We start from the raw sequence: 25,469 nt of genomic DNA, 5'->3' as shown, positions 1-25,469 counted from the left end.
ACTAACAGCCAAGGACGGACCGCGCCAAGGGTTCCGGCTTTGCCGCAACGAGGCTGGCAACGGTCGACAGTTACAGGGAGGTCATCAAGTCGCATGTCCACGGCAGCACGCTGGCACAACCGTCGGCTCAGCCAAACGAGCGGCTGGCCGCCGCTGCGCGCTTTCGCAACCAGTTCATGCAGGCGAACAGGGCGATGGCGAACGCCATCAGCAGTGTGGCCACGGCAAGGATCGACGGGTCGATCTGGTCACGGATGCCACTCCACATCTGCCGCGGCACGGTGCGCTGCTCGGGGCCGCCAATGAACAGAATGACGATCACTTCGTCGAACGACGTCGCGAATGCGAACACACTGCCCGTTGCGACGGCGGGCGTGATCAGCGGGAGCGTGACGCGACGAAACGCGACCCACGGCTGCGCGCCCAGCCCCGACGCAGCGCGAAGCAGGCTTTGATCGAACGAAAGAAGCGAAGCCGTCACGGTGATCACCACGAAGGGCGTACCGAGCGCGGCATGCGCAAGCACGACGCCGAGATACGAATTGACCAGGCCGAGCGGCGAAAAGACCAGATAGAACCCTGCCGCGACGACAACGATAGGCACGATCATCGGCGACACGATGATCGGCATGATGATCGAGCGGTAAGGAAACTGCGTGCGGCTCAAGCCGAGCGCGGCGAGCGTGCCGAGCACCGTCGCGATCAGCGTCGACGCCGCGCCAATGCCGATGCTGTTCGCCAACGCGCGTTGCCAGTCCGGCGAACTCAGCGCCTGCGCGTACCAGCGCAGCGAGAAGCCCTGCATCGGGTAGGAGAAGAACGAGCCGGAGTTGAACGACAGCGGCACGATCGCGAGGATCGGCGCGACGAGGAAGAAGAAAATGAGCGCGCAATGCACGCGTAGTCCCGCGCCCGCGATGCGTTCCGAGAGTAGCCGGGTTCGTCCGTCTTTCATCTGAGTCTGCCTGTTGATCAACCATACGGAGGAGCGACAACCCATTAGCGTCGGTTGCGCGGCGCGTTAGCCGAAGCGCAAGCGGTCGATACCGACCAGCCGGTTGAAGATGAAATAGAACACCGCCGTGAATGCGATCAGATAGCACGACAACGCACCCGCGAGTCCCCAGTTGAGCTGATCGTTGGTCTGCGACGCGATCAGCTGGCTGATCATTTCGTCGCCGGCGCCGCCTAGCAGGGCGGGGGTGATGTAATAACCGAGCGCGAGCACGAACACGAGAAAACATCCCGCACCGACACCCGGCAGCGTTTGCGGAATATACACTCGCACGAAGGCCACAGCCGGATGCGCGCCGAGGGATTTCGCCGCGCGCATGTACACGGGCGGGACACCTTTCATCACCGAAAAGATCGCGAGGATCATGTATGGCAGCAGGATGTGCGTCATGCCGATCAACACACCCGTGCGATTGAAAATCAGCGACAACGGATGATTGATGAGCCCAAAGCGGAGCAACGCGCCGTTGATCACACCACCTGGTTGCAGCAGCACATACCACGCGGTGGTCCGCACCAGCAGCGATGTCCAGAACGGTACGATCACGAAGAGGATCAGCCGGTTGCTCTGGTCCTCCGGCAATGTCGCGAGCAGATACGCCACGGGATAACCCAGCACCAGGCACAGCAGCGTGACCGTCGCACTGATCGTGACCGTGCGTCCGAAGGCCGCGCGGAAGATGGCGCTGTCCGCCGCGACGGACGTCACCGAGCCATCGGGCGCGACTTGCGCGTCGACGGCGTTCAGCAAATAGTCGGGCGTGGGCGAGATCGACGCACGCTTGAGGAGCCGCCAGGTTTCCGGTGTGTTCCAGCGTTCATCCAGATCGATCAGGGCGGGCTTCCATTGCGCGGGCGTTTGCGAACGTGTGGCACGCGCCGTCTTGAACAGCAGGCTGCGGAACTCTGGTTGAGAGAAGTTCATGCGTCGCGCGATATTGCCGAGCTGGCCGGATTCGCTGGCGTCCTTCAGGTCGCGCGCGAGTGCGGCAAAGGCCGGTTCGCCGGGTACGCCCGCACCGTCCCATCCGGCCAGCGCCGCGCTCAACTGCGGCATGCCGGCGCGCACTTCAGGGTTTCGCACGCTGCGCGCGAGCAGGCTCGCGATCGGCGCGACGAACGTCACCAGCAGAAAGATGAGCAACGGCAAAGCCAGCAGCAACGCGCGCATCGCGGCCTTGCGGCGCGCGGCGCGGAACGACTCGCGGTTCGCGGCCTGCGGATCGCGGCCAAAAGGGGCGGTGGATGGCAGCGGCGTGTTCATCGTGCTCGATCTCCCGGGTGACGTTCGTTCGATCTGGCGCTACTGCGTCAGCCAGTTCTGGAACCGCTTGTTGATCGCATCCGCGTTGTCGGCCCAGAACGTCGCGTTGATTTGCAGCGGGCGTTTGAAGTTCTCCGGCGCTGTCGGCAGATCGTTCAGACGCGCCTTGTCGATCAGCGGAATGGCGTCCTTGCGCGGCGGCGCGTACGCGATGTACTTCGACAGGTCCGCATAGGCCTGCGGTGTCGAGGATGCGACGATGAACTTCCGCGCCGCGTCGGCATGCTTCGCGCCGTTGACCACGGCCCACCATTCGTAGTCGTACACCTGTGCATCCCAGACGATCTTGAAGGGCTTCTTGTCCTTGTGCACGGCGTCGTCGATGCGGCCGTTGTACGCCTGCGTCATCACGACCGCGCCGTCGGCGAGCAGCTGCGGCGCCTGCGCACCCGCCTCCCACCAGACGATGCTCGGCTTGATGGTGTCGAGCTTCTTGAACGCGCGGTCGACGCCAGCAGGCGTGGAGAGGGGTCTTGTAGACGTCCTTGGGTGCCACGCCATCGGCGATTAAGGCCCATTCCATCGCGACCTTCGGCGACTTGCGCATGCCGCGCTTGCCGGGGTACTTGCTGAGGTCGAAGAAATCGTTGATGGTGGTCGGCGCAGATTTCAGCTTGCTGGTGTCATACGCATAGACGGTGGACCATACCATCGCCGCGACGGCGCAATCACTGATCGAGCCCGGCAGGAAGTCACTGGTGTTGCCGAGCAACTTCCTGTCGAACTTGGCGATGAGGCCTTCGTCGCACGCGGTGATCTCGTCGTTGGTTTCGAGGTCGATCAGATCCCAGGTCGGGTTCTTCGACTGTTCCATCGCTTGCAGCTTGGCGAGGCCGCCATCGTAGGACTCGGTGGAAAACTGGATGCCGGTTTTCGCAGTGAACGGTTCGAACCATGCCTTTTTCGCGGCAGCTTCATACGCACCGCCAAAGGTGACGACGGAAATCGTTTCGGCCGCGTGAACCGTGGCCGTGGCAAACACCCCGAGCGCGCACGCCGCGATGGTGGTCCGGAAGGACGAGAGTGTGGTCTTCATTTCTAGTTGGCTCCTGCGATAAGTGGCGAGGCGGACGAGGGAACGGCAACAGTGGAATAGTCGGCGCCGCCGGACGCGGCGGCGGAATGCGGCGCGGCCGCCATGACGGGCAGCACCTTGCAGTCGTCGCGCCGCCAGGTCACGGCGGTCTGACGGCCCAGTGCGGGCAGATCATGGTGCTGTGTGTTCGGCAGCTTGACCACCATGCTTTCGCCATGACCGAGCTTCAAATGCACGCGATGATGATCGCCGCAGTAGACCAGTTCCTCGACGAGCGCGTGCACGACGTTCATGTTCTGCCGGGTCGCTTCCTGCACGGCGTCCGGCGTCGCCGCGATGTGCGCGCGCTCGGGACGCAACGCCAGCACCGCCGTGTCGCCCGACGCGAGCCCCGCGCCTGGGCGTCCGCGCACAGTGCTGCCGTCGGCCAGCTGCATCGCAGCCCATTCTCCGCCGTCGGAATTGACGCGACCGGTCAGTCCATTGTTCTCGCCGACGAAATTGGCAACGAACGCATTCGCCGCGTTTTCGTAGAGTTCGGTCGGTGCGGCGGCCTGCTGGATCCGTCCATCGGAAAACACGGCGACGCGGTCCGACATCGTCAACGCTTCGTTCTGGTCGTGGGTCACGTAGACGATCGTCAGCGACAGTTCGCGATGCAGCCGCATGATTTCGTATTGCATGGTTTCACGCAGGCGTTTGTCGAGCGCGCCAAGCGGCTCGTCCATCAGCACCACGCTCGGCTCGAAAACCAGCGCGCGGGCAAGCGCAACGCGCTGCTGCTGACCACCGGACAGTTGCGACGGACGCCGCCCCGCCAGATGCGATAACTCCACCATGTCCAGCACGCGCGTCACGCGCGTTTTCTGTTCGCTACGGCTTATCTTGCGCACCGACAGCGGAAACGCGACGTTCTCGGCAATCGTCATGTGCGGGAACAGCGCATAGTTCTGAAACACCATGCCGATATCGCGCCGATGCGGCGGCTTGTCGTCCAGACGCTTGCCGCCGAGGCGGATTTCGCCGCGCGTCGGCGCTTCGAATCCCGCGAGCATCATCAGTGTCGTGGTCTTGCCGGAACCGGACGGACCGAGCAGCGAAACGAATTCACCGTGCGCGACATCGAGATCGAGTCCCTCGACGACGCTATGCACGCCGTCGTATGACTTGCTGACGCCGTCGAACGAAATAAATGGTTGGCTTGACATGGGTAACTCGGCAGAGTGTTGGCGGTCCACGTGGGGCGGCAAATCACTTCGCGCCCAGGCGTCCCGCCAGATAGCGGGCGAAGTCGTAATTCGGCCGTTCCAGAGGGCTCAGATGGCCAGGCTTCGCGAGTGGCGCGTGCACGCCGCGAAATACGGCCTCGACGCCGCGCCGGTCCTCGGCGTTGACTTCGTCGAGCAGCGTCTTCAGCGTAGCCATGTAATCGGCGGCCCGCGGATCGTCGACGAAATCCGGTGCGAGGCCGCCGCCGAAGCGGATATGCACGCGGCCGACGCCCCGCGGCTGCAGGATCAGATACCAGAAGTAGCCGGGCGTCAGCGTGATCAGGTGTGTCGGGTAGATCGCCAGCAGCGCGGTGGTACGGCGCCAGTGCCCTTGCAGACGTGTATTGCTGGGATGCGCGTTGCCGATCGGCAGCGACGCTTCCTTGGTGATCCAGTGATAGTTGAACGCGGGCAAGCCCGGCGGACATTCCATTTCTTCGAGCTTCGAGTGCGGCCCGACCGTTGCGCGATGCAGCATCGGCAAGTGGTAGCTCTCCATGAAATTTTCCGCGAGGATCTTCCAGTTGGTGTCCCACACGTGCTCTTCGTGGAAGGTCTCGACGTAGTTGCTCATGCCGTACGGCTCGATCAGCTTCGTCAGCCCGGACAAATGTGATTCCACCGAAGGCGCATGCGCGTTGAGCGTTACGTAGATCCAGCCTTGCCACGTCTCGCAGCGCACGGCAGGCAGCTTGTATTGTTCCATGCAAAAGCCCGGCTGCCGATCCATCAACGGCGCGCCCGCGAGCGAACCATCGAGCGTGTAGTTCCATGCGTGATAGGGGCACACGATCCGGCGCACGTTGCCGCGCCCTTCAAGCAATACCGACATCCGGTGCAGGCAAACATTCGAGAATGCGCGCAACGCACCGCTCGCATCGCGCAGCACGAACACCGGCTGGTCGTCGATTTGCGCGGTCAGATAGTCGCCGCTCTGTGCGAGCGCGCTCGCGCGGCCCACGCACAACCACTCGTTGCGAAACACGTCGCGCCGTTCGAGCGCGAGAAACGCCTCCGACGTGTAGACGGCCGGCGGCATTGCGTGTGCATCCCCGAACGGACGCTCGCAGTTCTCGCGCAGGGCGCGAACGATGTCGAGCTCAGTGTCCGTCGACTGAAGAATGGCTGACATAGGGGGCCCCCCATCAGTGTGTGCATCCGATGAGCACCAATCTAACAATCCAAATTGCTAGGTAAAATATTGTTTTTGCATGCAGTGCATAGCTCAAGCCTATGCCGAGAGGCTTTCCGGGCCGCTAACCGATGTGGAGGCGCCGAATATACGTTTCACAGAATGCCGAGAAGCGCTTCACAACCTCGCGCGGCTTGACGGCGCCCGATAGTGCGATGCCAAGCGTCGTCGCATTGACGCTTTCCTTGAAATGTTTAATCACGAAGTCTTCGCCGTCCACTGTCCGGGTCGACTTCAGCGGGAAGTTGAGTATGCTGTAACCCAAGCCGTTGGCAACGATGCCACGCACCACTTCAGGCTGTGACGACCGGAAAGCCGCGGTAGGGCGGCTGCCGACTGCGTCGAACAGCGCGGAGAAGTACTCGCGGCTATGCGGAAGGTCCAGCATCACATAGGGCTCGGGCAGCAGATCGGCCAGCGACACTTTGCGGGCCCGTGCAAGCCTGTGTGTTTTAGGCAGGATGACATACGGTGGCAGCGAAAGCAGCGGGGTAAACGCGATTCCATCGGCGATATCGAGGCTATAGGTCAGCGCGATATCGAGCGAGCCGTCGCGCAGGCCGCTCAAAAGCGTGTCCTGATGCGCTTCCGTCGTACGGAAGGTGACCGCCGGATAGTCCCGCACGAAGCGGCTGATGATGCCTGGCATCAGCGGCGGGGCCAGTGACACCATGCAGCCCAGCGAGATGGAGCCCGACATGCCGCCGTCGATTTCCTTCGCGGTCAGTTGCAATTCTTCGGCGTTCTGAAGCAGATTGCGAGCGTGGCCGAGCAGATCGCGGCCCGGTTGCGTGAGCGACAGCCCGCTGGCGTGATGGCGGATGAACAGTTGGACGCCGAACGATTCCTCCAGATCCGCGAGCGACGTCGAGATAGATGGCTGCGAAATGTGCAGGCGCTTTGCCGCGGCGGTGAACGAAAGCGTCTCGGCCGTGACGACAAAATACCTGAGCTGACGCAACGAGTAGCGTATCGAGTTGCCGTCCATCAGTTGCTCCGTGTTCGGTCGAACCGATTGTCGCTCGCCAATTGTCGATTGCATAGCGAAAAACGATGCAAAGCATTTTTAAAATATAGTTTTTGTTGCCCGCCGCGCGGCGTACATTCTGTCCGACCGAAGAGAGAGTGTGACCTGAATCCAGAGCGCTTTTCAGAAGGAGAAGGCCATGTCGGCTGAAAAATTGTCGATCGACACGCTGGTCATAGGCGCGGGTCAGGCGGGCGTGGCAATGAGCGAACACCTGAGCAAACTCGGCGTACCCCATCTCGTGCTGGAGCGCGACCGCATTGCCGAACGCTGGCGTACCTGCCGCTGGGATTCACTGGTCGCCAATGGTCCCGCCTGGCACGACCGCTTCCCTAATATGGAGTTCGAAGGACTCGATCCTGATGGGTTCGCCGCCAAGGATCAGGTCGCCGATTACTTCGAGGCCTATGCGCGCAAGTTCGATGCGCCGATCCGCACGGGCGTCGTCGAAGTCACGAGCGTCGAGCGTCTGAAGGGCCGGGCAGGATTTACGGTCGCAACGTCCGATGGCACGATCGAAGCCCGTCGCGTGGTCGTTGCGACGGGGCCGTTCCAGCGGCCCGTCATTCCCCCCATCGCGCCACAGGACGTCGAGCTCACGCAGCTTCATTCGGCCCACTATCGGAACCCGGCGCAGCTGCCCGAAGGCGCGGTGCTCGTGGTTGGCGCGGGGTCGTCCGGCGTGCAGATCGCGGACGAACTGCAACGCGCGGGCCGCAAGGTTTATCTGTCCGTCGGTGCGCATGACCGTCCGCCGCGCGCCTATCGCGGTCGCGATTTCTGCTGGTGGCTGGGTGTACTCGGCGAATGGGACAAGGAAGTCGCCGTGCCGGGACGCGAGCATGTGACCATTGCCGTCAGCGGCGCGTATGGCGGCCAGACCATCGATTTTCGCAGGCTCGCTCATCAGGGCATGACGCTGGTCGGCACGACGAAATCGTTCGCGAATGGCGTCGCGATCTTCGAACAGGACCTCGCCGCCAATCTGACGCGTGGCGACGAAAACCTGAGGTCGCTACTGGACGCAGCCGACGACTACGTCGAGCGCAACGGCGTGGACCTGCCGGAAGACCCCGACGCACGCCTGATTCCACCCGACCCGGAGTGCGTGACGCATCCGCTCCCGGAACTGGATCTGAAGAAGGCGGGTGTGAGCACGATCATTTGGGCCACCGGCTATGCCGTCGATTTCAGCTGGCTGCACGTGAACGCATTCGACGATAAGGGCAAGCCGCAGCATCAGCGCGGTGTATCGAAGGAACCGGGCGTGTATTTCCTCGGCTTGCCGTGGTTGTCGCGGCGCGCGTCGTCGTTTATCTGGGGCGTCTGGCACGACGCAAAGCACATCGCCGATCACATCGTCACGCAGCGCAAATACCTCGCGTATCGCGACGCGTCGCAGCGTCGGCAGGACGCGCGCGGCGCGCATGGCGCGAATCCAACCGATACCGCGTGCGACGAGTCGCACGCGCCGAAGACCAAAGAAGTGGGAGTGAACTGATGCCTACGCATACCCGCATCCGCATGTTCAATACGAAGGATACGTACCCGAACCAGTCGCTCGATAACGATCTTTGCCAGGCCGTTCGCGCGGGCAATACGGTCTATGTGCGCGGCCAGGTCGGTACGGATTTCGACGGCAACCTGGTCGGTCTCGGCGATCCGGGCGCGCAGGCCGAGCAGGCGATGAAGAACGTCAAGCAACTTCTCGAGGAAGCCGGCAGCGACCTGTCGCATATCGTCAAGACGACGACTTACATCACTGATCCTCGTTATCGCGAGCCGGTGTACCAGGAAGTCGGCAAGTGGCTGAAGGGCGTGTATCCGATTTCGACGGGGCTGTGCGTCAACGCGCTCGGCCAGCCGCAATGGCTGATGGAAATCGACGTGATCGCCGTGATTCCGGACAACTGGAAGCCATCTCAGGCGTGAGGAGCTACCCATGACATTCTCGATCGTCGGACGTTGTGGCAAGACCGGTCAGCTCGGTATCGCGATCAGTTCGTCGAGCATTGCGGTGGGTGCGAGGTGTCCGTGGGCGCGCGCGGGCGTCGGTGCGGTGGCGACGCAGAACGTGACGCTGCCCGCGCTCGGGCCGCAGATTCTCGATCTGCTGGAAAGCGGGCGTATCGCGGCGGATACGGCACTCGAACGGGCGCTAGGCGCGAGCGAATGGAGCGAATACCGGCAGGTGACGGTGGTCGACAGTGAGGGGCGAACCGCGATGTTCACCGGCAAGGAAGCACTCGGCGTGCATCACGCCGTCGCGGGAAATCAGTGTGTGGCAGCGGGCAATCTGCTCGCCGGCAAGCCGGTGATCGACGCGATGGTGAAAGCGTTCGAGAGCGCACAAGGCGTGCTCGCCGATCGTCTGCTGCACGCGATGCATGCGGCCGTCGAAGCTGGCGGAGAAGCAGGGCCTGTGCATTCGGCGGCTCTAAAGATTGTCGATACACACGTCTGGCCGAGCGTCGATCTGCGTGTCGATTGGGCCGACGACGATCCGATCGGCAAACTTGCCGCGCTTTGGCAAGCGTATCGGCCGCAGATGCTGGACTACATCGCACGCGCGTTGAATCCAACCGCGGCGCCGAGCTACGGAGTGCCCGGCGATGAGTGAGTTGTCGAGCCGTGCGCTGCTCGAACGGCTGATCGGTTTTGCGACTGTCAGCCGCGACTCCAATCTGGAACTGATCGGCTTCGTGCAGCAATACCTCGCGGATCCAGGTGTGGACAGCGAGCTGTTCCATCACGCCGAGCGTACCAAGGCCAACCTGTTCGCCACGATCGGTCCGCGAGAGCGTGGTGGCATCGTGGTGTCCGGGCATACCGATGGTGTGACGCGATGTTCGCTCGCCTCGCTGAACATCTCAAAAGCGTGAGGTAGCCTGCGCGTCTGCGGTGCAAATCGGGCGTGAGGGGTTCATCAGGACACGCGCTCCGCCACTTCGAGCACGAAGTGCGCGACCACGACCACACCGGTGATCAGGGTCGCGAGCCAGCAGAGCGCGCGTAACGACCAGTGCGCGACGATTTCGCCGACCGCTTCTCGTTTCGCACTCAGCAGCACCAGAAGCACCAGCACGGGCGTAATCGTCATACCGTTGACGATGGCGCTCCAGTACAGCGCCTTGACAGGGTCGACGTGCCATAGGCCGAGCGCAACGCCAAGCAGCGTCCCGAGCCCCGCGAGCGCAACGAGCAGAACAGCAATGCGCCGATCACGCCGTTGGCCGTGGGGCCAGTCGAACGAACTCGCGACCGCTTGCGCAGCGGAACCCCCAAGCGAAGGTAGTGCGAGCAGCGCTGAGCCGATCAGTGCAAGCCCAAGCAGTGTGCCGGCGTAGCCATCCACTAGCGGTTCGAGCACCCTGGAAAGCTCCATGGGCTCGCCGGGCCGCGTCTGTGCACCATGCAGCGTCGCCGCAGCCGCAATCATGATGCACAATGCGGCCACGCTCGATAGCGCGGTGCGCGTCAAGGTCTGCATGCGCGCCCGGCGAAGCTGCTCTGACGAACGTCGATCGCCTCGCGCCGCGTGCTGTTCGTGCTGTCGATGTTCTTCCTGTGCTTCCTGCTCGGCCTGCGAAAAAAGCAGATAGGGACTCATCGTCGTACCGAGCACGGCCATCAGCATCGTGACGAAATCTTCTTTCCACTCGACGTGCGGCACGAGCGAGCGCAGCACGACCGTGTGCCAAGGCACATCGACGATCAGCAGCACGCCGGCATACGCGAGCATCGGCAGCATCAACCATTTGAGCATCTGCGCATAGCGCGGATAGGGAATGAACCACTGCAACGCAATCGAGGTGCAACCGCATGCGAGGGCAAGCAACCAAAGCGGCCCATGAGTGAAGCGTTGCACGACCGCGGCCATCGCCATCACATTGACGGCGATATTCAGCGTATTCGCAATCACGAACCGCGCCACCGCCAAATAGAAGAACACCGGCGAATAGTGCGCGCGCATGTTCGCGGTCAGGCCATGTCCAGTGACGGCGGCGACACGCGTCGAGACCAGCTGCAACGCGACCATCGACGGATACGACAGCACGCAGGTCCACAGCAGGTCGTAGCCGTACCACGCGCCCGCGAGTGAATATGTGGCGATCCCGCTGGGATCGTTATCGCAGGCGAGACTTGCCAGCCCCGGCCGCAGATCGGCGGCCCACGAGCGGGCGGCCTGCGACGAGGCAGCGTGCGTACTACCTTGTGCGGCGCGGGGCGCGGTGCCCCTGTCGGGGGAAGAGTGCATTCGCCTGACCGTCGGGAAACCAGGGATGCTGTAGCGCTCGCACGAAACGTTCCTTCGTCGACTCGTTTCGCGGCACACATATTCAGCGGATGTGACGCTATCGGGGGCGACTATCAGGACTCCCGCAGGCTGACGATACAATGTCACATCTTCAACGCGCGCCGACCAGCGCGAAACGCTCGTCGACCGCGGCGAGCGAACGACCAGTCTCCGCGATAGCTCCCCGCAAGTGAGGTCTCAATGCCCAGGCGTCTTTTCCGCGCTGCGGCAATCGAAACGGATTCAAAGCGGTGAATGACACACTCGGCCATACTGCATCGCAGCTGACTCGCTCTGTTTGCCTGAATTTCCGACCTGCTTCGGCAGGGATGCTGGATGTGCCGGACAAAGTGACAGTTGCGACGAGCCGCTGAAGAAAATCGCTGGAAAGGAGAAATCTTGAAAAAGACAGGATTCACGGTTCTGATCATGACGCCTTGCACGGGCGCGCACGCATCGGACTACGCTGAGGTCTGGAATCCACCAGAGGCACGCGCGAACATGCTTCGAGTGACGACTCGCGCCGCATCCGTCAGGGTCGTGCGCTAATGGAGACGATCGACTACGACGGGTACACGTTGTGGGGGCATGCCATCCTTCAGCAGGAAGGCGAAGGCATCCTGCAACCGGAGCGCTATGCGGCGAGCGGAACCATTACGCGAGGCGGAAAGCTGATCGAAGCATCAGGCATTCTGGGACTATTCGATAGCGAGGAGGAAGCCCACCATGCAGGCCTGGATTGGGCGCGCGCGTGGGTGGATGCTCATGGATGAGCTTGCGCTTGGCAGGGTAGTCGAGAGGCTCGGAGCCGTTGCCGTTGGTGGGCCGGGAGGACGCGCCAGCGGATCGACTCAAACCTACGCTTCCCGCTTGCTGCGCCCATACAGCAGCAACATTGCCGCTATCACCGCGCCGTAGATGATCTGACGTCCCGCCTCGGGCATCTGCGCGACTGAAAGGATCGACTGCAGCAGCGTGATGAGGATCGCGCCAGCCACGGTGCCGAGGTATGAACCTCGTCCACCCAGAATCGATGTGCCGCCGAGCACGACTGCCGCGATCGCCGGCAACAGGTAGGCATCGCCCATCGACTGCGCTGCCTTCGATGCATAACCGGCGAGCAATACGCCGCCGAACGCCGCGAAGGCGCTGCACACGGCGAATGCGGCCACGGTCACGAGCCGCGTATTGATGCCGGACAGATACGCCGCGCGTTCGGTATTGCCGATCGCGTACAGCGTGCGGCCGAAGGTCGTACGCGACAACAGGAACACCGTGGCGCCGCCGATCACGAGCCATAGCGCGACGGCATTCGGCACGCCCGGTACGAGCCAGCCCGCCGCGAGCCATCGCATCACCTGTGGGGCGGAATCCTGCGGCGACGATCCGCCGGTATAGACGATCATGATGCCCTGTGCGACCGCATTGGTCGCGAGCGTGGCGATCATCGACGGAATGCGCAGCAGCGCAACGAGGATGCCGTTGACGACGCCGATCAGCACGCCGCAACCAATCCCGACCGGTATCGCGAGGATCCGTCCGAGTTCGCCGTGCCCCGCTACCGCGCACGCCATCATTGCGCCGACGGTGATGGTCCACGGCAGCGACAGGTCGATGTGGCCGAGCAGGATCACCATCATCAGGCCGGTCGCGATGATGCCGAGGAACGCGCCGACCTTCAGTTGCAGCAGGATGTACTCCGGCGACGTGAAGTTGCGCGAATACATCCCGCCGACGAGCAGCAGCGCGACGATGCACGCGAACGCGATCACGATCGGTTTGTCGATTCTGCGCGTGAGCCTCGACACGAACGTGGTCCGGCTGGTCGCTGAAACGTGGCTCATTGAAACCACTCCAGACGGTTGCGTACCCTGAACAGCCCGCATGCGCCGATCGCGACAGCGAGCAGAAGAATCGCACCCTGGAATAGCGGCTGCCACAGCGCATCGACGTTGAACACGAACAGTAGGTCGCCGATCGAGCGGAACGCGAATGCGCCGAAGATCGCGCCAATCGCGCTGCCCTTGCCGCCGAGCAGCGACACGCCGCCTATCACCACCGCGGCGATCGAAAACAGCGTGTACGAGTTGGCGCTGCCGAGGCTCGCTTCGCCGGTGTCGGTGAAGAACGTCAGGAATAGGCCGCCGATCGCAGTGAGCAGGCCGGCCAGCGTATAGCTGGCGAACTTCGCGCGGCGGATCGGCATGCCGGACAGAAAAGCCGCGGGTTCGGACGAGCCGGTCGCGTACGCCGCGCGCACGGCGATGCAGGCACATCTGGCGCGCGTGGTCGGCGAGTTCACACGAGCCTGCCGTTAGCCAGACCGTGTTCTGCGGTGCGCGCCGCAAGCTGCAACGGCACTGCCCCAATCCGTTCGCCTTCCGCTCGGTCACGGCTCTGATTCATCGCCGGCAATCTGGTCGAGGAACCGGGCCAGTCGTTCGGTATCGGCGTGCGTCCAGCCCTCGGGAGGCGCCACGCTGGCCCAGCCGTTGACGTAGTCCTCCGACGAGTAGTTGTGACCAAAACCCGCCGGCACGCCGAGTTGGTGAATCAGATCGCCCACCGCCTGCACGCCCGAGACGATGGGAAACCAATGCATGGCGTCAGGCACGTCGAAGCCACGAGGCCGAGCCAGCCATTCGGGCGGCCACCAGAACGCACTGGCACTCCAGAACACGGCCGGATCGGCCGGGTGCTGAAGGTACACGATTCGCGGGGCCGGCCAGTCGGCGTCCAATGCCACCTGATGCGGATCGCGGTTCAAGAACCGTACCGAACGCCCCCCATTGAAGATCGGCTGCCAGAAGGGCGACCCGCTATCGCGCTCGCGAGTGAGTTGCGAATGGATCGGGTTGCTTTGTTTGGCGCCGACGATCAGCACGCCATCCGTTCTGGCCATCATGTTGGCCACCGAGGCAGAGGCGTCTTTCCCGACGAAAGGCGCTTCCACCCCCGCGGCGCCGAGACTCTTGCCGAACAGAACGAGCTTTGGCCGTCGTTTCGGCGGGAGCATCGACCATCGGGCGCGAACCGCGTTGAAGAGCGTGATACCCGCCTCGTTCGCGAGACCAGCATCCATGAAAATCGCGAGTCGGCTAGGCAGGAAAGAGTATTGGATCGCCACGATCGCCGTGTCGCCACTGTGCAGTTGCTCCAGCGAAGCCGCGGCTTTGGGGACTATCCAGCCCGTGCCGGTGGGTATCCACACGACCAGCACTTTCCGCTCGAACCCGCCCGCGCGCTCGAGCTCGCGCACCGCAATCTGCGCACGCTGCTCGAGGGAGTCCGCGGAACGCACTCCCACGTAGACCCTCACCGGATCGACCAGTCTCGCATCAGTCCCGTGGAACTTCGCAAGCTCTTGCCTGTTTGTCGCTGTCGCCACGAAGCCGCGCCCCATGCGGCCCAAGGTGTCCCAGGCGACGAACGACGTGCTGCTGCCGGACACCTCCGGCGACGTCGGGGCCACGATTCCTTCGGTCGTGTTCTCGTTCACCCGCCCGTGGACGAAGTTGGAGACCGTGGTGAGGGCGGGAAAGGCCACTCCGCGACCGAGCGCCATGCCAATCACGATGATGAGCAGCGCTGTTGCCGGCACCGAAACGATCGGGGGCACGTGGCCCTGGATGACCTGCTTGACTGCGGCGACACCGCGCGCCGTCAATCGCCCGATGACTACCAGCAACACCGCGCTCAACGGCGACAGGACGATCACCAGCACGGCGTCGAACCAGGCGATCGGCGCCATCCCCATGAAACTACGCTGCTCGTTCTGCCAGCCGAGCCATAGCTTCGAGCCAACGAATAGTGCAATGAGCCACGCCGCTGCCAGAACGATCCAGCTGCGCCGTCGGATCTCGCTGCCGGCCACGCGCCCCCATCGCTCCAGCAGCCGATGCACGCCGCGGCCGAGCAATGTGCCTATCCCATAGCCGATGGCCAGACAGAACGCGCCGACCACGGTTTGCGTTCCCCACGACCGCGGAATCAGTGTCGGCGTCAGTGACTGCCACCAGAACACGAGCGCGAGCAGCGAGCCGCTGAGCGTCGGCGTCCAGGACGTGCTTCGAAGCCCGGCGGCTACCGGCTCATGGGAGTCCCGCATGCGTGCTCGCTCGGATTGGCGCAACTCGCACCTCGTTTCCGCGGGTCACCCGCAAAGGAGTTGATGACGCGGCCAGCCTTGATTCAGACTCCGCCAGGAGGGCAGTAATGGAAGATGCCGCCGCATGATCAGCCACGACGATGTTTTCCTGATTACCGCGCGCAACGCGACACATGGGGGCAGCGGAATGGACGGGGCTGCTCCGATCTCGTGCGATGTTTCTCCTGCGTCGAAAAAACGTCAACGATAAACCGGCCATGCGTCGCATTGTATTTACCTTTCTGTCCCCCGAACAACATCGTCGCTCTGCGCGCATCGTGTTCAAACATCGATGGACCGGCCTGTCGGTGGCGACGTCGCGCGAGCGAGGGCTTTACGGAGCTTGCGCGCACGCTGCTTGCCCGTCGCGCTGGTCGCTACCCGGTGGCACGATCAAGCGGTTCGAAACCCGCTGGTTGAATTGACCGTCGCAAACCAAGCCGAATATCTGGAGCATTGCCGACGCTACGCAGTTGACCGGCAAGGCAAACAGGCCAGATAGCGAGATGGTGTTGCGATTGTCGCAAGACTTCCAGGAAGACCCGGTGTCTCCGGTCGCTTCTGTCTGCCGCACGAAGCTCGAAGGGATCATAGGCAAACGCGGCGACGCGCCATACCGCTCCGAAAGGGCGCGCCGGCGCGAGCCATTAAAAAACGTCTTGGCGCGTTGCGGGCCGAGCGGCCGCGTCGCGGAACCTGCGCCTTTGAGAAGGCGTCGACAACATCGAATCGACAAAGGTGTGCGCCCGATTTTCTCCATACTTGAACGCTTCATGCTCGGTCAGAAAATCGAACTGTTCCGGAAAACTCAGCAGTTCCTGTTCCGGATTGCCGGGCAACGTCACGGTCCATGACACGCGATAGCGGCGATATTTGCCACCGAGCCAATGCGTCTTCGATAGCGTAACGTTCACCTCGATATTGCAGCCGCGATACGGCGCATATTCCTGAATGGACATCGCTTTTCTCCCACAACTGAACGCTTGCCACGTACGTCTGCGTTGCCGGCGGTTGCGCGCGGCCTCCAGATCGGCGGGATAGTCGATCTCGTCCGCGACCGGGACATAGACGCTCGCCCCGCTGGTCGCGCCGTTCGGCCGCGAAAAACGCGCAGCCCATGGGTGTCTCCGTTATGCATTCCGTGTTGACGATGCAGATCGAGCAACGCGCGTTCCCGCGCGGCAACCATCGTCTCGGCCCGCAGCGCGGCTGCGCTCGTGGCCATTCCCCCGATCTTCGTGACGCGGCGCTCGCGCACCGGCTGAACATCAAGGCGATTCAGGTGGCGGAACGGGACTTCCGGGTCGCCAAACGCCGCAAGGCGCGAAACGAGTTCGTCGATACGTGGTCCGTCGACGCGTTCGTGGAAGAGGGCACGCAGCCGGCGGAACCACGATGGGGTACGCATGAACGGCACTGGCCTGCGGACGCGCATCGGCACGGGTAAAGCGCGCGGGACACTCAGCCGGCCACGCCGCGCCGACGGGCTCGATCAACTCGATGGCACCCGGTGATCAAGGCCCGGGAAGGAACTGGATGTCTCCGTACCAGGCCCGTGTCGTGGCACCGGTATTGTCGGTATCGGTCAGCAGCCCGTAGCCTGTGATTCGTCCTGGCGGTTCGTGAAAGACCCGCTCATAGTCTTGCACGATATTGCGGCGCAGGCTTTGCCACTGACCCGCATCGCCAGGCAGACCGGAGACCACGATCATCTGTACGCGGTTCGTGTGAGGGTTGGCAATGACGGTACCCGGCGCGGCGGTGGTCGACCACACGTACATCAACGTGGCATAGGGCAGATCTTCGCCACTCAGTTGCTTGGCCAGCCCCATCTTCGCCCGGTCGAAAAGCGACAGCTTGCTCTTGTCTCCGGCAAACGTGAACACCAGCCGCGCTGGCGCGTCTTCCTTCGACGCCACGCGGTTATCGGCGCCTTCGATCGGTCTATCCGCTTTCCAGCGCCATGCCACGACGGGAGTGCGAGCGAGGTCGATATCACCCTCATGCATCAGCGCGGAAGCAGAGCGGTTCGCGTCCGCCTGCAGCACAGTGGTGTGGTCGTCGTGAACGAGCGTGTATTGCGTGATGGGCTTGCCGCGCACGACCGGCAGGTTCTTCCAGCCCGCGGGCAGCGATGCGCCGGGCTCGAACGAGGAAAAGGCGATACCGGGCTTTTCGTCCTGGGCAAGGATGGGTGGCGACAACAAAAGAAGCGCGACGCATGCGGCGATCCAGGCTGACGGGGCTGTTCGTTTTTGCGCTCGACGGCGCGAGGGAAGATGCACGGCAGGTCGCATTCGTATGTTGGATAGCGTCCATTGTAATGGGCTCCTCGGGCGACGTTTCAGCGGAGCTTTCACGTCGGCGGTTGAGGTTCTGTTTGCTGCGTCGTAACGTTTGCATGACGAGGCTCGCAACGCGCCGCGCGGTATTCCCGTCGCGTCGTGCGGCGCGCGACGGGTTTGCTATCAATGACCATGGTCGCCGCCACTCATCACAGGCGTCAATTTCCCACATATTGGGGAAACTCCCTGGCTCGTAAAAATCGTAGTGCGACTTAACAAAGTTAGAATGACGGCTCTAAGACGGCTTCAGACCGTCTGCCTGGCCAACGGCCCGGTGTGGGAACGACCTTCACGAATCGCAGTGGCAGCGATCGCCGTGTCCGCGAGAACCTGAGAGATATTCCGTGAGCAGCCCAAAACAGATGCCATTTACCCTATCCGTTCCGACTGACGTGTCGCAATTGCCCAACCAGTTCCTCGCCGGTTATTGCGCGCTGATACGGCTGAACGTGGATACATACAGGTCCGCGGTCACGGGTGCCGCGCTGCACTGGGAAAGCGTATTGCGCGCCCAGACGCCTGAACAGTTCCTCAGACGTCAAGCGGATGTGATGCCTTGGCTCACCCTGCAGTTCGCCGGATACACCCGCGGCTGGATGGATATCGCGTCTGAAACAATCAGACCGTGCCACGCCGGCGGCGATCACGACGACGAGCGTGAGCTCCACGAGGACACCAGGCCCGCTGGCCTGCCGGCCTGCGCAACGGGCGTCGACGCGATGATGCGCGCGGCCGTGCCGCCGGAAGTGCAGCCGGACCGCGTGTCCGTCGCCGAGGCACAGGTCGGGGAAATGGTCCGCGCCTTTCTCGAGCGCGTCGAAAAGGCGACGCCTGACACGGCGCAACGACGAGGTCCGCCTCGCACACGTCGCTCGTCAACCCGATAGGCGACGAGCTTCCACCAATCCTGCCGGGTCCGGTATTCGCGTGCTGCCGATGCAGCCGTGGCCGGATCTGGTCGCCCGTTCCTTCGTTCCCGCCGTGAGGTAAACGACATGTTGAGCCCGCACGAAGTGGCCACGTTGCTGCTGTTGAAGGATGCGCCTGAACGAATTGATTCGGATCGGGCAGAGCTTGGCGCGCTCCGCGAACTGCAGTTGATTGCGAATGAGCCAATTGGGCCGGGCTTCCGGTTACCTCGCGTGACGCCGCGCGGCGACGCCGTGCTGCGAGCGTTCGCACGGGTCCGCTGACCGGTGCACAGACAACGTATCTGACGACCTACATACGTTGGGTGGGCCGCCTGCGCCGCCGCTCGGCAATCGTGTGCACGAACAGCTTCGCCAGTGACTGTCGCTGAGCACCGCAGCGCGCAGCGGGGACTTCGTCACGGTCGCTAATCACACCACCATTCTCCCCGCGCGGGGAACGAGTTATGCGACAGCTCGAATAGGGGCCCGAGGTGCGATATGCCGGATTCTCGGTGAAAAGTTATCGGGAGAGTCGCAGCTGCGCCTCGATGTCCGAAGTGGACGCAAAAGTCTATTGTTGCCGCTTCAAAGCGACTGACACTACGCTCGCGCCAGCTTATGAAATATCTCGCCCGGGCTGCCGCACTTGCTGGCCTGGCCATCGCGGTCTGGCTCGTCTGGCACGCCGACGCGCAGAAGGTGCTTGGTTTGATGCGCGCGGCCGGCGCCGGGCTCGCGCTTGCAGGGATGGTCCACGTTCTGCCGATGCTCGCCAACGCAAGGAATTGGCAAATGCTGATGCGCGGCGCGATACGCCCGAAGCTGTTCGCGGTACTGCGTCTCGTCTGGATTCGGGAGTCCGTGAACGGCATGTTGCCCGTTGCCCGAGTGGGCGGTGAAGTCGTGACGTTTCGCATGATGCGCAAACGGGGCATGGAGCCTGCCCCGGCCATGGCGAGCCTCGTCGTCGACCTCCAGCTCACGCTCATCAGCGAAATGCTGTTCGCCATTGCGGCCATCGGTTATCTGATCGCCCATGCCGGCTCCAGGGCGTTGCACCTCGCAGCCAGGCTCGGAGGCGGCATCGCCATTCTGGCGGTTCTGCTCCTGGCGTTTTCGTTCGTGCAGCGAGCGAGTCCGTTCGCGCGGCTCACGAAACTTTTCAATCGCATCACGAGCGGCAAGTTCCGCTCGCTCGTCGGCGAGTCGGTGCGCATCGATCAATCGATCAGTGAGCTCTGGCATCAGCCCGGCGTCATCATCCGTTACCTGCTCATCTGGCAATCACTCCAATGCATCGGAACGGCGCTCGAGCTATGGCTCGCGCTCTATTTCCTGTCGGCAAAAGCAGGTTTCCTGCAGGCAGTCGTACTCGAGTCGCTCATCCAGGCGCTCAGTAGCGTCGTGTTCTTTGTGCCTGGCGCACTCGGCGTTCAGGAAGGTGGATTTCTGCTGATCGGCACGGTGCTTGGTTTCCATCCGCAGCTTTGCCTCGCGCTCGCGGGTGCGCGCCGTATTCGTGACATCATCGTCTTTCTGCCTGGACTGACCGCCTGGCAGGTGGAGGAGTGGCGCGACAAGCGGCGACTTCGTACCGAGGGAGGTCGGGGCCCGAATCATGATGCGAGACACAGGAAAACATGATGCGGTCGTGGTGTTCGGCGCCTTCGATCGCCACAACCTGGGTGACCTGCTGTTCCCTCACGTCGTCGCAAAACTGCTTGCGTGCGACGACGTGATCTTCGCCGGGCTCGCGGAGCGCGACCTGCGCGTCCACGGCGGCCACGCTGTTCAGGCGCTCGCGCAACTGGCCGCCGAACGCGGCAAGGACCGTGTGCATATCGTGCACGCAGGCGGCGAGATCCTGACTTGCGGCGACTGGGAGGCGGCGGTGATGCTGCTGCCGTGGGACCAGGCACAGAAGGTCATCGCGCGACTGGAAACGCACAACGACGAGCGACGCGCGTGGGCACGTGCGCTGACGGGTCTCGATGCGCTTGCCCCCTACATGACGTCTCGCGAGATGTTTCCCTGTGCGTCGAGCGTCACTTATCAAGCGGCCGGCGGCGTCGATGTGGAGCGACTCGATCCCGGGATGCGAGCAGAAGTCCTGTCGAAGCTCGCGCAAGCCGACGACGTCAGCGTGCGTGACATCCACACCCAGAACGGGCTCGCCGCGGCAGGCATTCTCGCGCGGCTCGTGCCGGATCCGGCGGTGATGGTGACGGAGCTGTTCGGCGCGAACATTCGCGCGTGCAAGGAACGAAGCGGCGTGGCGGATTTGCAAAGGGCGTTTCCAGACGGGTATGTCGCCGTGCAGTTCAGTGCGGATTTCGGCGACGATGGAACGCTCGATGTGCTTGCGCGCGAGCTCGATCGCGTGTCGAACGAGAGCGGGCTTGGTATTGTGTTCTTTCGAGCGGGTGCGGCGCCCTGGCATGACGATATGGCCTGCTACGAGCGGATTGCGGCACGGATGAAGGTCTCACGTACGCAACTCTTCCGTTCGCTGGAGATATGGGACATCTGCGCACTGATCGCAGACGCCACGGCCTACGCGGGAAGCAGCCTGCACGGACGGATCGTCGCGCTGGCGTGCGGCTTGCCGCGGGTGAACTTCTTCCATCCGGCGCGCGCGAACGACACGAGCAAACAGTCCGCGTTTGCCGCGACGTGGGAGCCAGCGTGCGTGCCGGGCAGCGTCGGGATCGAGGCACTTTCGCAAGCAATGCTCCATGCCCTGACGATCGACCGCACGTTGCTGCGGCGCACGGCCACACACCTCACCGCTCGCTATCGCGAGGGATTCGCGCAGACGCGAGCGGCAATGTGTTGTGCGTGAAATGCAGGGCCTCGCGCGACGAGCGGTGTCGGCGCGGTCGTGTAATCTCGCGAAGCTCGATCGTTCTTTCCTCAGCCCACGTGTACGAGCGAGCGTGTGGTGCGAACCGTGGACGGCCGGTCGCGCAGCAGCAGTGGCATCAAGCGCCGATTGGCTGTCTGCGCCGCCCATTCGCAATACGCGGGGCTGCCGAGCACCCAGCCGTTGAGCGTCGACTGCATCAGGTTATTGATCTCGCGTTCGTCAACAGGCTGTGCGCCCAGATCGCGATAAGCCTGGTGGCGCTCGAACGGCGTATTGCCGAGCGCCCGGTACAGTGGATGGTCCTTGATGAACCTATCGACACGCAGCCCGATGTGGTGCGCGCAGCTCGACCACGGGTAGTTTCCCGGCTCGGCCGCCAGGCCATTGCGCACCGGCGCCTGATCGATGACCTGGCTCGCGAGCAGGAAATACCGGTCGGGCTCAATCACTGTCGCCCGGTACTCGCCACGCCATACCGCACCGCGGCGTCCATGGCGGCGGTTGAAGGTCTCGGCATAGCGACGGCCAACCGCCTGCATTGCAATGGCGACGCTCGACTCGTACGAAGGCGTGACGAGGAACTGTACCGCATCAGGCATGAGCACCCACGCATGGACCGCCAGATCGGCGACGCGCGCTGCGTCTGCCACGCAGGCGAGGAAGTACAGGTAGTCTCCTTCGTCCATGAAAGCGGGTCCCGCGAGTCCCTGCAAGATAACGCTGCGGTTGATCGGGGACGTAGTGCCGTGCAAGCCGTGCCATGCTGAATCCGGAGATCCGATGTGAGAAAGCGCGACAGATATCGGACGCGGGACCGTGTGTAACGTGCTAAAGGAAATTCTATCGATCATGTTCGTGCATTTGCATCACGAACGAGGAAGTCCTGCAAGATAACGTGCTGCGGTTGATCGGGGACGTAGTGCCGTGCAAGCCGTGCCATGCTGAATTAACCGGAGATCCGATGTGAGAAAGCGGTCCGACAGATATCGGACGCGGGACCGTGTGTAACGTGCTAAAGGAAATTCTATCGATCATGTTCGTGCATTTGCATCACGAACAGGCCTTTTTTATGGCCTCTGTTCGTTGATTTGCCGATCGCACCCAGTGTCTCTTATGCCAATGCTGAATTGCAGCGCCGCGCTCGGACGTTGATCGACGAACGCTTCGCATCGCAGCTCTATCCCTTGTCGAACAGACTTGAAACCCGCGAGATCGTTTTCGCGGTCAGAACCAGCAATGCACCAGCGATGCTGTAATCGACGTGATGCATAACGTCGGCCAGATAGAAAACGGATAGCGCAATGATCGGGTGGTACATCGCACGGCTTATCAGGCGTTTCATCGGTATCTCACGCTACTGTGTCTGCGCGAAGCGGTCAGTTGCTGTGCTTGAACCGATTCGTGCAAGTTGGGTGACGCGCCAGGTTTCCAGAGTCCGAGGAAGGCTTGTTGGCGAAGTACGGATGACGCCGATCCGTGATGTTCCTTCCTGTCGTGAACTCTGCCCGCGGCAAGCCATTGCCGTCCTGTCCGTGCGTCGATCTTTCTTGACCGATCGTCCACTTCTTGCCGATGCATCGCGTGCGCAGTGCGGGCGCCCACAAAGATCGTCCTGTCATCCTGGCGAAGCGCACGTTCCGTGGTGCGCTTTTTGCCAGGCGCGAGTCTTCAACGGACCCGCAAAGCGCTTCATAAGCCTCGCGAAAAACGTCAGTAAGGGAATTGTCATCAAGTGAGGTTGCGGGTATAACATGGAGCCCTTGGCCATCCTGAAGAATGAACGGCGGCCAGGTTTCTCGCCCGGGAAATCGCATTTCACGCGAGCCATCCATGGATGCAGTCTCTGAGGTTCTGCGCGCTGTTCGTCTGAGCGGCGCCGTGTTTCTGAACGGGACACTCACCGCGCCGTGGTGTCTGATCGGTCGCACCGATGCATCGCTCTGCGGCGCTTACTTGCCGCCTTCCGAGCGCGTCGTTTCTTATCATCTGATCATAGAGGGGAGTTGCTGGGCGACGCTGGCCGACGATCCCGGTTCGGCGATTCACGTCCATGCCGGCGAACTGATCGTGGTGCCTCAGGGTGAAACGCACATCATCGGCAGCGCGATCGATATCTCCCCTGTGCCGTCGGACTCGCTACTGGCCGGGCAGATGGCGACAGCACCCGGTGAAGTGATGACGCTGTCCTATGGCGGCGGGGGCGCGGTGACGCGCATCGTGTGCGGCTTTCTGGCCTGCGACGATACTTTGAGCAATCCGCTGCTCTCATCGCTGCCGCGACTGTTCAAGATCGACATGCGCCAGGATCCGCGTGCGGCATGGCTCGAGTCGTCTCTCAAACTTGCTGCCGCGGAAGCGGCCGACTCGCGCGCGGGCGGCACGATCGTGCTTGCCAGGCTATCGGAACTGCTGTTTGTCGAAGCAATCCGTAGCTGTATTGAAGCGCTACCTGATAACCAGACCGGGTGGCTCGCCGGCGTGCGTGACCGCTACGTTGGACGCGCGCTCTCGCTGCTTCACGCGCAGGCGGCGCATGCGTGGACCGTCGAGGAACTCGCGCGCAAAGTGGGCCTGTCGCGTTCCGCGTTGGCGCAACGCTTTACCGATCTTCTGGGGCAGCCGCCCATGCAATACCTCGCGAGATGGCGCATGCAGATTGCAGCGCACGAACTTCTGATCGGTAGCAAGCCGCTCAACGCCGTTGCGGAACAGATTGGCTATGAGTCGGAAGCCGCATTCAGTCGCGCGTTCAGACGCGAATTCGGCATGCCGCCGGCCGGCTGGCGCAAGAGCAAAGGAAACACGAACGGCGTGGCCACATCAGCGCAGCACGCGCAAGCTACGCGTGGCGTTGCCGCACTGCGGGATCAGTGATGCCTGCCGTGACGCGCCGCGCTGTCTCTATCCACTCAATTGTCGAGCTGTGCGACCAACGTGACGAAACGGCGTTTCAGTCATATCGTCCGGCGACTCGATCATAGAACTTCAAGACTCCCAATCGTAAATTGAGCGTGCCGGAAAGCCAGATCATCCGACTGGCTCTGCCCGGTGAATCGACACTCAACGCTAGACCGCATCGCGGTCCATATTGGGAGAACTTCAATGAACGCAATATTGCGGCTGTCCGATCGCGATCGCTACGCCCGATGCATTCGCGCTTCGAAGATGGTCAATTGGGACATCGACCGTGACGTGATTGGAGGCCGTACCTTCGACATGTCCCAGAAGTATTTGCCGGACGGGCTGTCGCTGGTGCCGGATTTCATCATGCTCTCGGAGGCTGAGAAGCGGTTCGTCAGCCAGATTCAGGGGCGCACATACGCGAACGTGTTCGGGCTCGTCGAGCGCTTCATTAACGCCAAGGTGCTGGAAGTGAGCCGCGATTACTGGCTCGGCGATCAGGTGGCGCTCGAAGCGCTCGTGCGTTTCAGCGACGAAGAGCTTAAACACCAGGCGCTGTTTCGCCGCATCGAAAAAATGATCGGCGAAACGCTGCCCGCGGGTTACCGCTTCGACGTCGATCCCGATGCGCTTGCCGCCGTGGTCCTCGGCAAGAGCACCTGGGCGGTGCTGGCCATGACGCTGCATATTGAACTGTTCTCGCAAATTCACTACCGCCAGAGCATTCATCCTGACGATCAGTTATCCGAGCTGTTCAAGGATGTATTTCTGTACCACTGGAAGGAAGAAAGTCAGCACGCCATTCTCGATGAGCTGGAATGGAAGCGGCACGACGCCACGCTGACAGATGCGGCGCGCGACAACGCGGTCAACGAGTTCATCGACCTGATGATTGCGATTGATGGCATTTTGCGCGGGCAGGCGACAGCGGACTCGCGGTATTTCATCGCGAACTGCGGGCGTGCCGTCGTCGAGGCAGAAGCCATGTCGATCGAAGCGAATTTCCATCATGCCTACCGGTGGCAGTACCTCCATTCCGGTATGCATCACCCCCATTTCGCGGAAGTGCTCGATCGGCTCGTCTCCGAAGAGCAGGGGATGCGTATCCGGGCCGCACTCGCCACACTGCATTGAGCGA

At 62.5% G+C, this 25,469-nt stretch carries 24 protein-coding genes and 3 pseudogenes; 13 read left to right on the top strand and 14 right to left on the bottom strand.

Annotated elements, in window-relative coordinates:
• Nucleotides 1–127 precede the first annotated feature (127 nt).
• The 6 genes and pseudogenes from OKW39_RS28585 to OKW39_RS28560 form a co-directional block, all read right to left on the bottom strand.
• Nucleotides 128–955: an ABC transporter permease gene (locus OKW39_RS28585; RefSeq protein WP_090810989.1), complete on the bottom strand. Its 828-nt coding sequence runs from the start codon at nucleotides 953–955 to the stop codon at nucleotides 128–130.
• A gap of 66 nt (nucleotides 956–1,021) precedes the next feature.
• Entirely contained in the window at nucleotides 1,022–2,278 is a 1,257-nt protein-coding gene (locus OKW39_RS28580; RefSeq protein ID WP_429564162.1) for an ABC transporter permease, read from the bottom strand.
• Between the two features lie 39 nt (nucleotides 2,279–2,317).
• Nucleotides 2,318–3,374: pseudogene (locus tag OKW39_RS28575) on the bottom strand (ABC transporter substrate-binding protein).
• A 2-nt stretch (nucleotides 3,375–3,376) separates the two neighbouring features.
• On the bottom strand, nucleotides 3,377–4,582 hold the full coding sequence (locus OKW39_RS28570; protein WP_429564161.1) for an ABC transporter ATP-binding protein: 1,206 nt from the start codon (nucleotides 4,580–4,582) through the stop codon (nucleotides 3,377–3,379).
• A gap of 43 nt (nucleotides 4,583–4,625) precedes the next feature.
• A complete protein-coding gene (locus OKW39_RS28565) occupies nucleotides 4,626–5,777 on the bottom strand; it encodes an SRPBCC family protein (protein WP_429332714.1) in 1,152 nt (383 codons plus the stop codon).
• 124 nt (nucleotides 5,778–5,901) lie between these two features.
• Nucleotides 5,902–6,825: a LysR substrate-binding domain-containing protein gene (locus OKW39_RS28560; protein ID WP_429564160.1), complete on the bottom strand. Its 924-nt coding sequence runs from the start codon at nucleotides 6,823–6,825 to the stop codon at nucleotides 5,902–5,904.
• A gap of 178 nt (nucleotides 6,826–7,003) precedes the next feature.
• On the opposite strand from OKW39_RS28560, the gene OKW39_RS28555 reads away from it, so the two are divergent.
• From OKW39_RS28555 to OKW39_RS28540, 4 genes and pseudogenes are all read left to right on the top strand, one after another.
• A complete protein-coding gene (locus tag OKW39_RS28555) occupies nucleotides 7,004–8,365 on the top strand; it encodes a flavin-containing monooxygenase (RefSeq protein ID WP_429564159.1) in 1,362 nt (453 codons plus the stop codon).
• Nucleotides 8,365–8,796 (top strand): RidA family protein, encoded by a 432-nt coding sequence (locus tag OKW39_RS28550; protein WP_429564158.1) that lies wholly within the window; start codon nucleotides 8,365–8,367, stop codon nucleotides 8,794–8,796. The genes OKW39_RS28555 and OKW39_RS28550 overlap by 1 nt, the downstream gene beginning before the upstream one ends.
• Nucleotides 8,797–8,806: 10 nt before the next feature.
• Nucleotides 8,807–9,484, top strand: a complete 678-nt coding sequence (locus OKW39_RS28545) for a DUF1028 domain-containing protein (protein WP_429564157.1) — start codon at nucleotides 8,807–8,809, stop codon at nucleotides 9,482–9,484.
• Nucleotides 9,477–9,704, top strand: a pseudogene (locus tag OKW39_RS28540) (acetylornithine deacetylase); the annotation flags it as partial. The gene OKW39_RS28545 and the pseudogene OKW39_RS28540, both read left to right, overlap by 8 nt.
• An 86-nt stretch (nucleotides 9,705–9,790) precedes the next feature.
• Here the strand turns inward: OKW39_RS28540 and OKW39_RS28535 are convergent.
• Nucleotides 9,791–11,122 (bottom strand): NRAMP family divalent metal transporter, encoded by a 1,332-nt coding sequence (locus OKW39_RS28535; RefSeq protein WP_429564156.1) that lies wholly within the window; start codon nucleotides 11,120–11,122, stop codon nucleotides 9,791–9,793.
• Between the two features lie 587 nt (nucleotides 11,123–11,709).
• Between OKW39_RS28535 and OKW39_RS28530 the strand changes: the two genes are divergently transcribed.
• Entirely contained in the window at nucleotides 11,710–11,934 is a 225-nt protein-coding gene (locus OKW39_RS28530) for a hypothetical protein (protein ID WP_018422453.1), read from the top strand.
• 84 nt (nucleotides 11,935–12,018) lie between these two features.
• On the opposite strand, the gene OKW39_RS28525 is transcribed toward OKW39_RS28530, so the two are convergent.
• From OKW39_RS28525 to OKW39_RS28515, 3 genes are all read right to left on the bottom strand, one after another.
• Nucleotides 12,019–13,005, bottom strand: a complete 987-nt coding sequence (locus OKW39_RS28525; protein WP_429564155.1) for an ABC transporter permease — start codon at nucleotides 13,003–13,005, stop codon at nucleotides 12,019–12,021.
• Nucleotides 13,002–13,463 (bottom strand): ABC transporter permease, encoded by a 462-nt coding sequence (locus OKW39_RS28520; protein ID WP_429564154.1) that lies wholly within the window; start codon nucleotides 13,461–13,463, stop codon nucleotides 13,002–13,004. Before OKW39_RS28520 ends, OKW39_RS28525 begins: the two co-directional genes overlap by 4 nt.
• Nucleotides 13,464–13,550: 87 nt before the next feature.
• Nucleotides 13,551–15,269 (bottom strand): alpha/beta hydrolase, encoded by a 1,719-nt coding sequence (locus OKW39_RS28515; RefSeq protein ID WP_429564153.1) that lies wholly within the window; start codon nucleotides 15,267–15,269, stop codon nucleotides 13,551–13,553.
• 215 nt (nucleotides 15,270–15,484) lie between these two features.
• Between OKW39_RS28515 and OKW39_RS28510 the strand changes: the two genes are divergently transcribed.
• Entirely contained in the window at nucleotides 15,485–15,733 is a 249-nt protein-coding gene (locus OKW39_RS28510) for a hypothetical protein (RefSeq protein ID WP_143037295.1), read from the top strand.
• Between the two features lie 222 nt (nucleotides 15,734–15,955).
• Here the strand turns inward: OKW39_RS28510 and OKW39_RS28505 are convergent, their stop codons facing one another.
• Entirely contained in the window at nucleotides 15,956–16,267 is a 312-nt protein-coding gene (locus tag OKW39_RS28505) for a hypothetical protein (RefSeq protein WP_429564152.1), read from the bottom strand.
• Nucleotides 16,268–16,425: 158 nt separating this feature from the next.
• On the opposite strand from OKW39_RS28505, the gene OKW39_RS28500 reads away from it, so the two are divergent.
• A complete protein-coding gene (locus OKW39_RS28500; protein ID WP_429564151.1) occupies nucleotides 16,426–16,755 on the top strand; it encodes a hypothetical protein in 330 nt (109 codons plus the stop codon).
• A 67-nt stretch (nucleotides 16,756–16,822) separates the two neighbouring features.
• Here OKW39_RS28500 and OKW39_RS28495 read toward each other — a convergent pair whose 3' ends face one another.
• Nucleotides 16,823–17,593 carry a DUF3047 domain-containing protein gene (locus OKW39_RS28495; RefSeq protein WP_316252003.1) on the bottom strand — a complete coding sequence of 257 codons (771 nt, stop codon included), beginning with the start codon at nucleotides 17,591–17,593 and terminating at the stop codon, nucleotides 16,823–16,825.
• Nucleotides 17,594–18,045: 452 nt separating this feature from the next.
• Here OKW39_RS28495 and OKW39_RS28490 point away from each other — a divergent pair, with 452 nt between their 5' ends.
• The 4 genes from OKW39_RS28490 to OKW39_RS28475 all read left to right on the top strand — a co-directional run bounded on the left by OKW39_RS28490 (nucleotide 18,046) and on the right by OKW39_RS28475 (nucleotide 21,406).
• Nucleotides 18,046–18,540, top strand: coding sequence for a phasin family protein (locus tag OKW39_RS28490; protein WP_429564284.1), 495 nt, complete (start codon nucleotides 18,046–18,048; stop codon nucleotides 18,538–18,540).
• 108 nt (nucleotides 18,541–18,648) lie between these two features.
• Complete coding sequence (locus OKW39_RS28485; protein ID WP_090811013.1) at nucleotides 18,649–18,846, top strand: hypothetical protein; 198 nt, start codon at nucleotides 18,649–18,651, stop codon at nucleotides 18,844–18,846.
• A gap of 336 nt (nucleotides 18,847–19,182) precedes the next feature.
• Entirely contained in the window at nucleotides 19,183–20,208 is a 1,026-nt protein-coding gene (locus OKW39_RS28480; protein ID WP_090811015.1) for a lysylphosphatidylglycerol synthase domain-containing protein, read from the top strand.
• Nucleotides 20,183–21,406: a polysaccharide pyruvyl transferase family protein gene (locus tag OKW39_RS28475; protein ID WP_429564150.1), complete on the top strand. Its 1,224-nt coding sequence runs from the start codon at nucleotides 20,183–20,185 to the stop codon at nucleotides 21,404–21,406. Before OKW39_RS28480 ends, OKW39_RS28475 begins: the two co-directional genes overlap by 26 nt.
• A 71-nt stretch (nucleotides 21,407–21,477) precedes the next feature.
• On the opposite strand, the pseudogene OKW39_RS28470 reads toward OKW39_RS28475, so the two are convergent.
• Nucleotides 21,478–22,192, bottom strand: a pseudogene (locus OKW39_RS28470) (transposase).
• Nucleotides 22,193–22,607: 415 nt separating this feature from the next.
• Nucleotides 22,608–22,772 (bottom strand): hypothetical protein, encoded by a 165-nt coding sequence (locus tag OKW39_RS28465; RefSeq protein WP_167368794.1) that lies wholly within the window; start codon nucleotides 22,770–22,772, stop codon nucleotides 22,608–22,610.
• A 488-nt stretch (nucleotides 22,773–23,260) separates the two neighbouring features.
• Here OKW39_RS28465 and OKW39_RS28460 point away from each other — a divergent pair, with 488 nt between their 5' ends.
• Together OKW39_RS28460 and OKW39_RS28455 are read left to right on the top strand one after the other, a co-directional pair.
• The gene (locus OKW39_RS28460) at nucleotides 23,261–24,304 is read left to right on the top strand and encodes an AraC family transcriptional regulator (protein ID WP_090811021.1); all 1,044 of its coding nucleotides are present in this window, start codon (nucleotides 23,261–23,263) and stop codon (nucleotides 24,302–24,304) included.
• A 228-nt stretch (nucleotides 24,305–24,532) separates the two neighbouring features.
• On the top strand, nucleotides 24,533–25,465 hold the full coding sequence (locus OKW39_RS28455) for a hypothetical protein (protein ID WP_429564149.1): 933 nt from the start codon (nucleotides 24,533–24,535) through the stop codon (nucleotides 25,463–25,465).
• Nucleotides 25,466–25,469: the final 4 nt, after the last annotated feature.

The organism is Paraburkholderia sp. MM6662-R1, assembly GCF_050436245.1.
Lineage (GTDB): Bacteria > Pseudomonadota > Gammaproteobacteria > Burkholderiales > Burkholderiaceae > Paraburkholderia > Paraburkholderia tuberum.
Note: the sequence above shows the minus strand (reverse complement) of the source record. Positions and strands in the feature narration are given on the sequence as shown.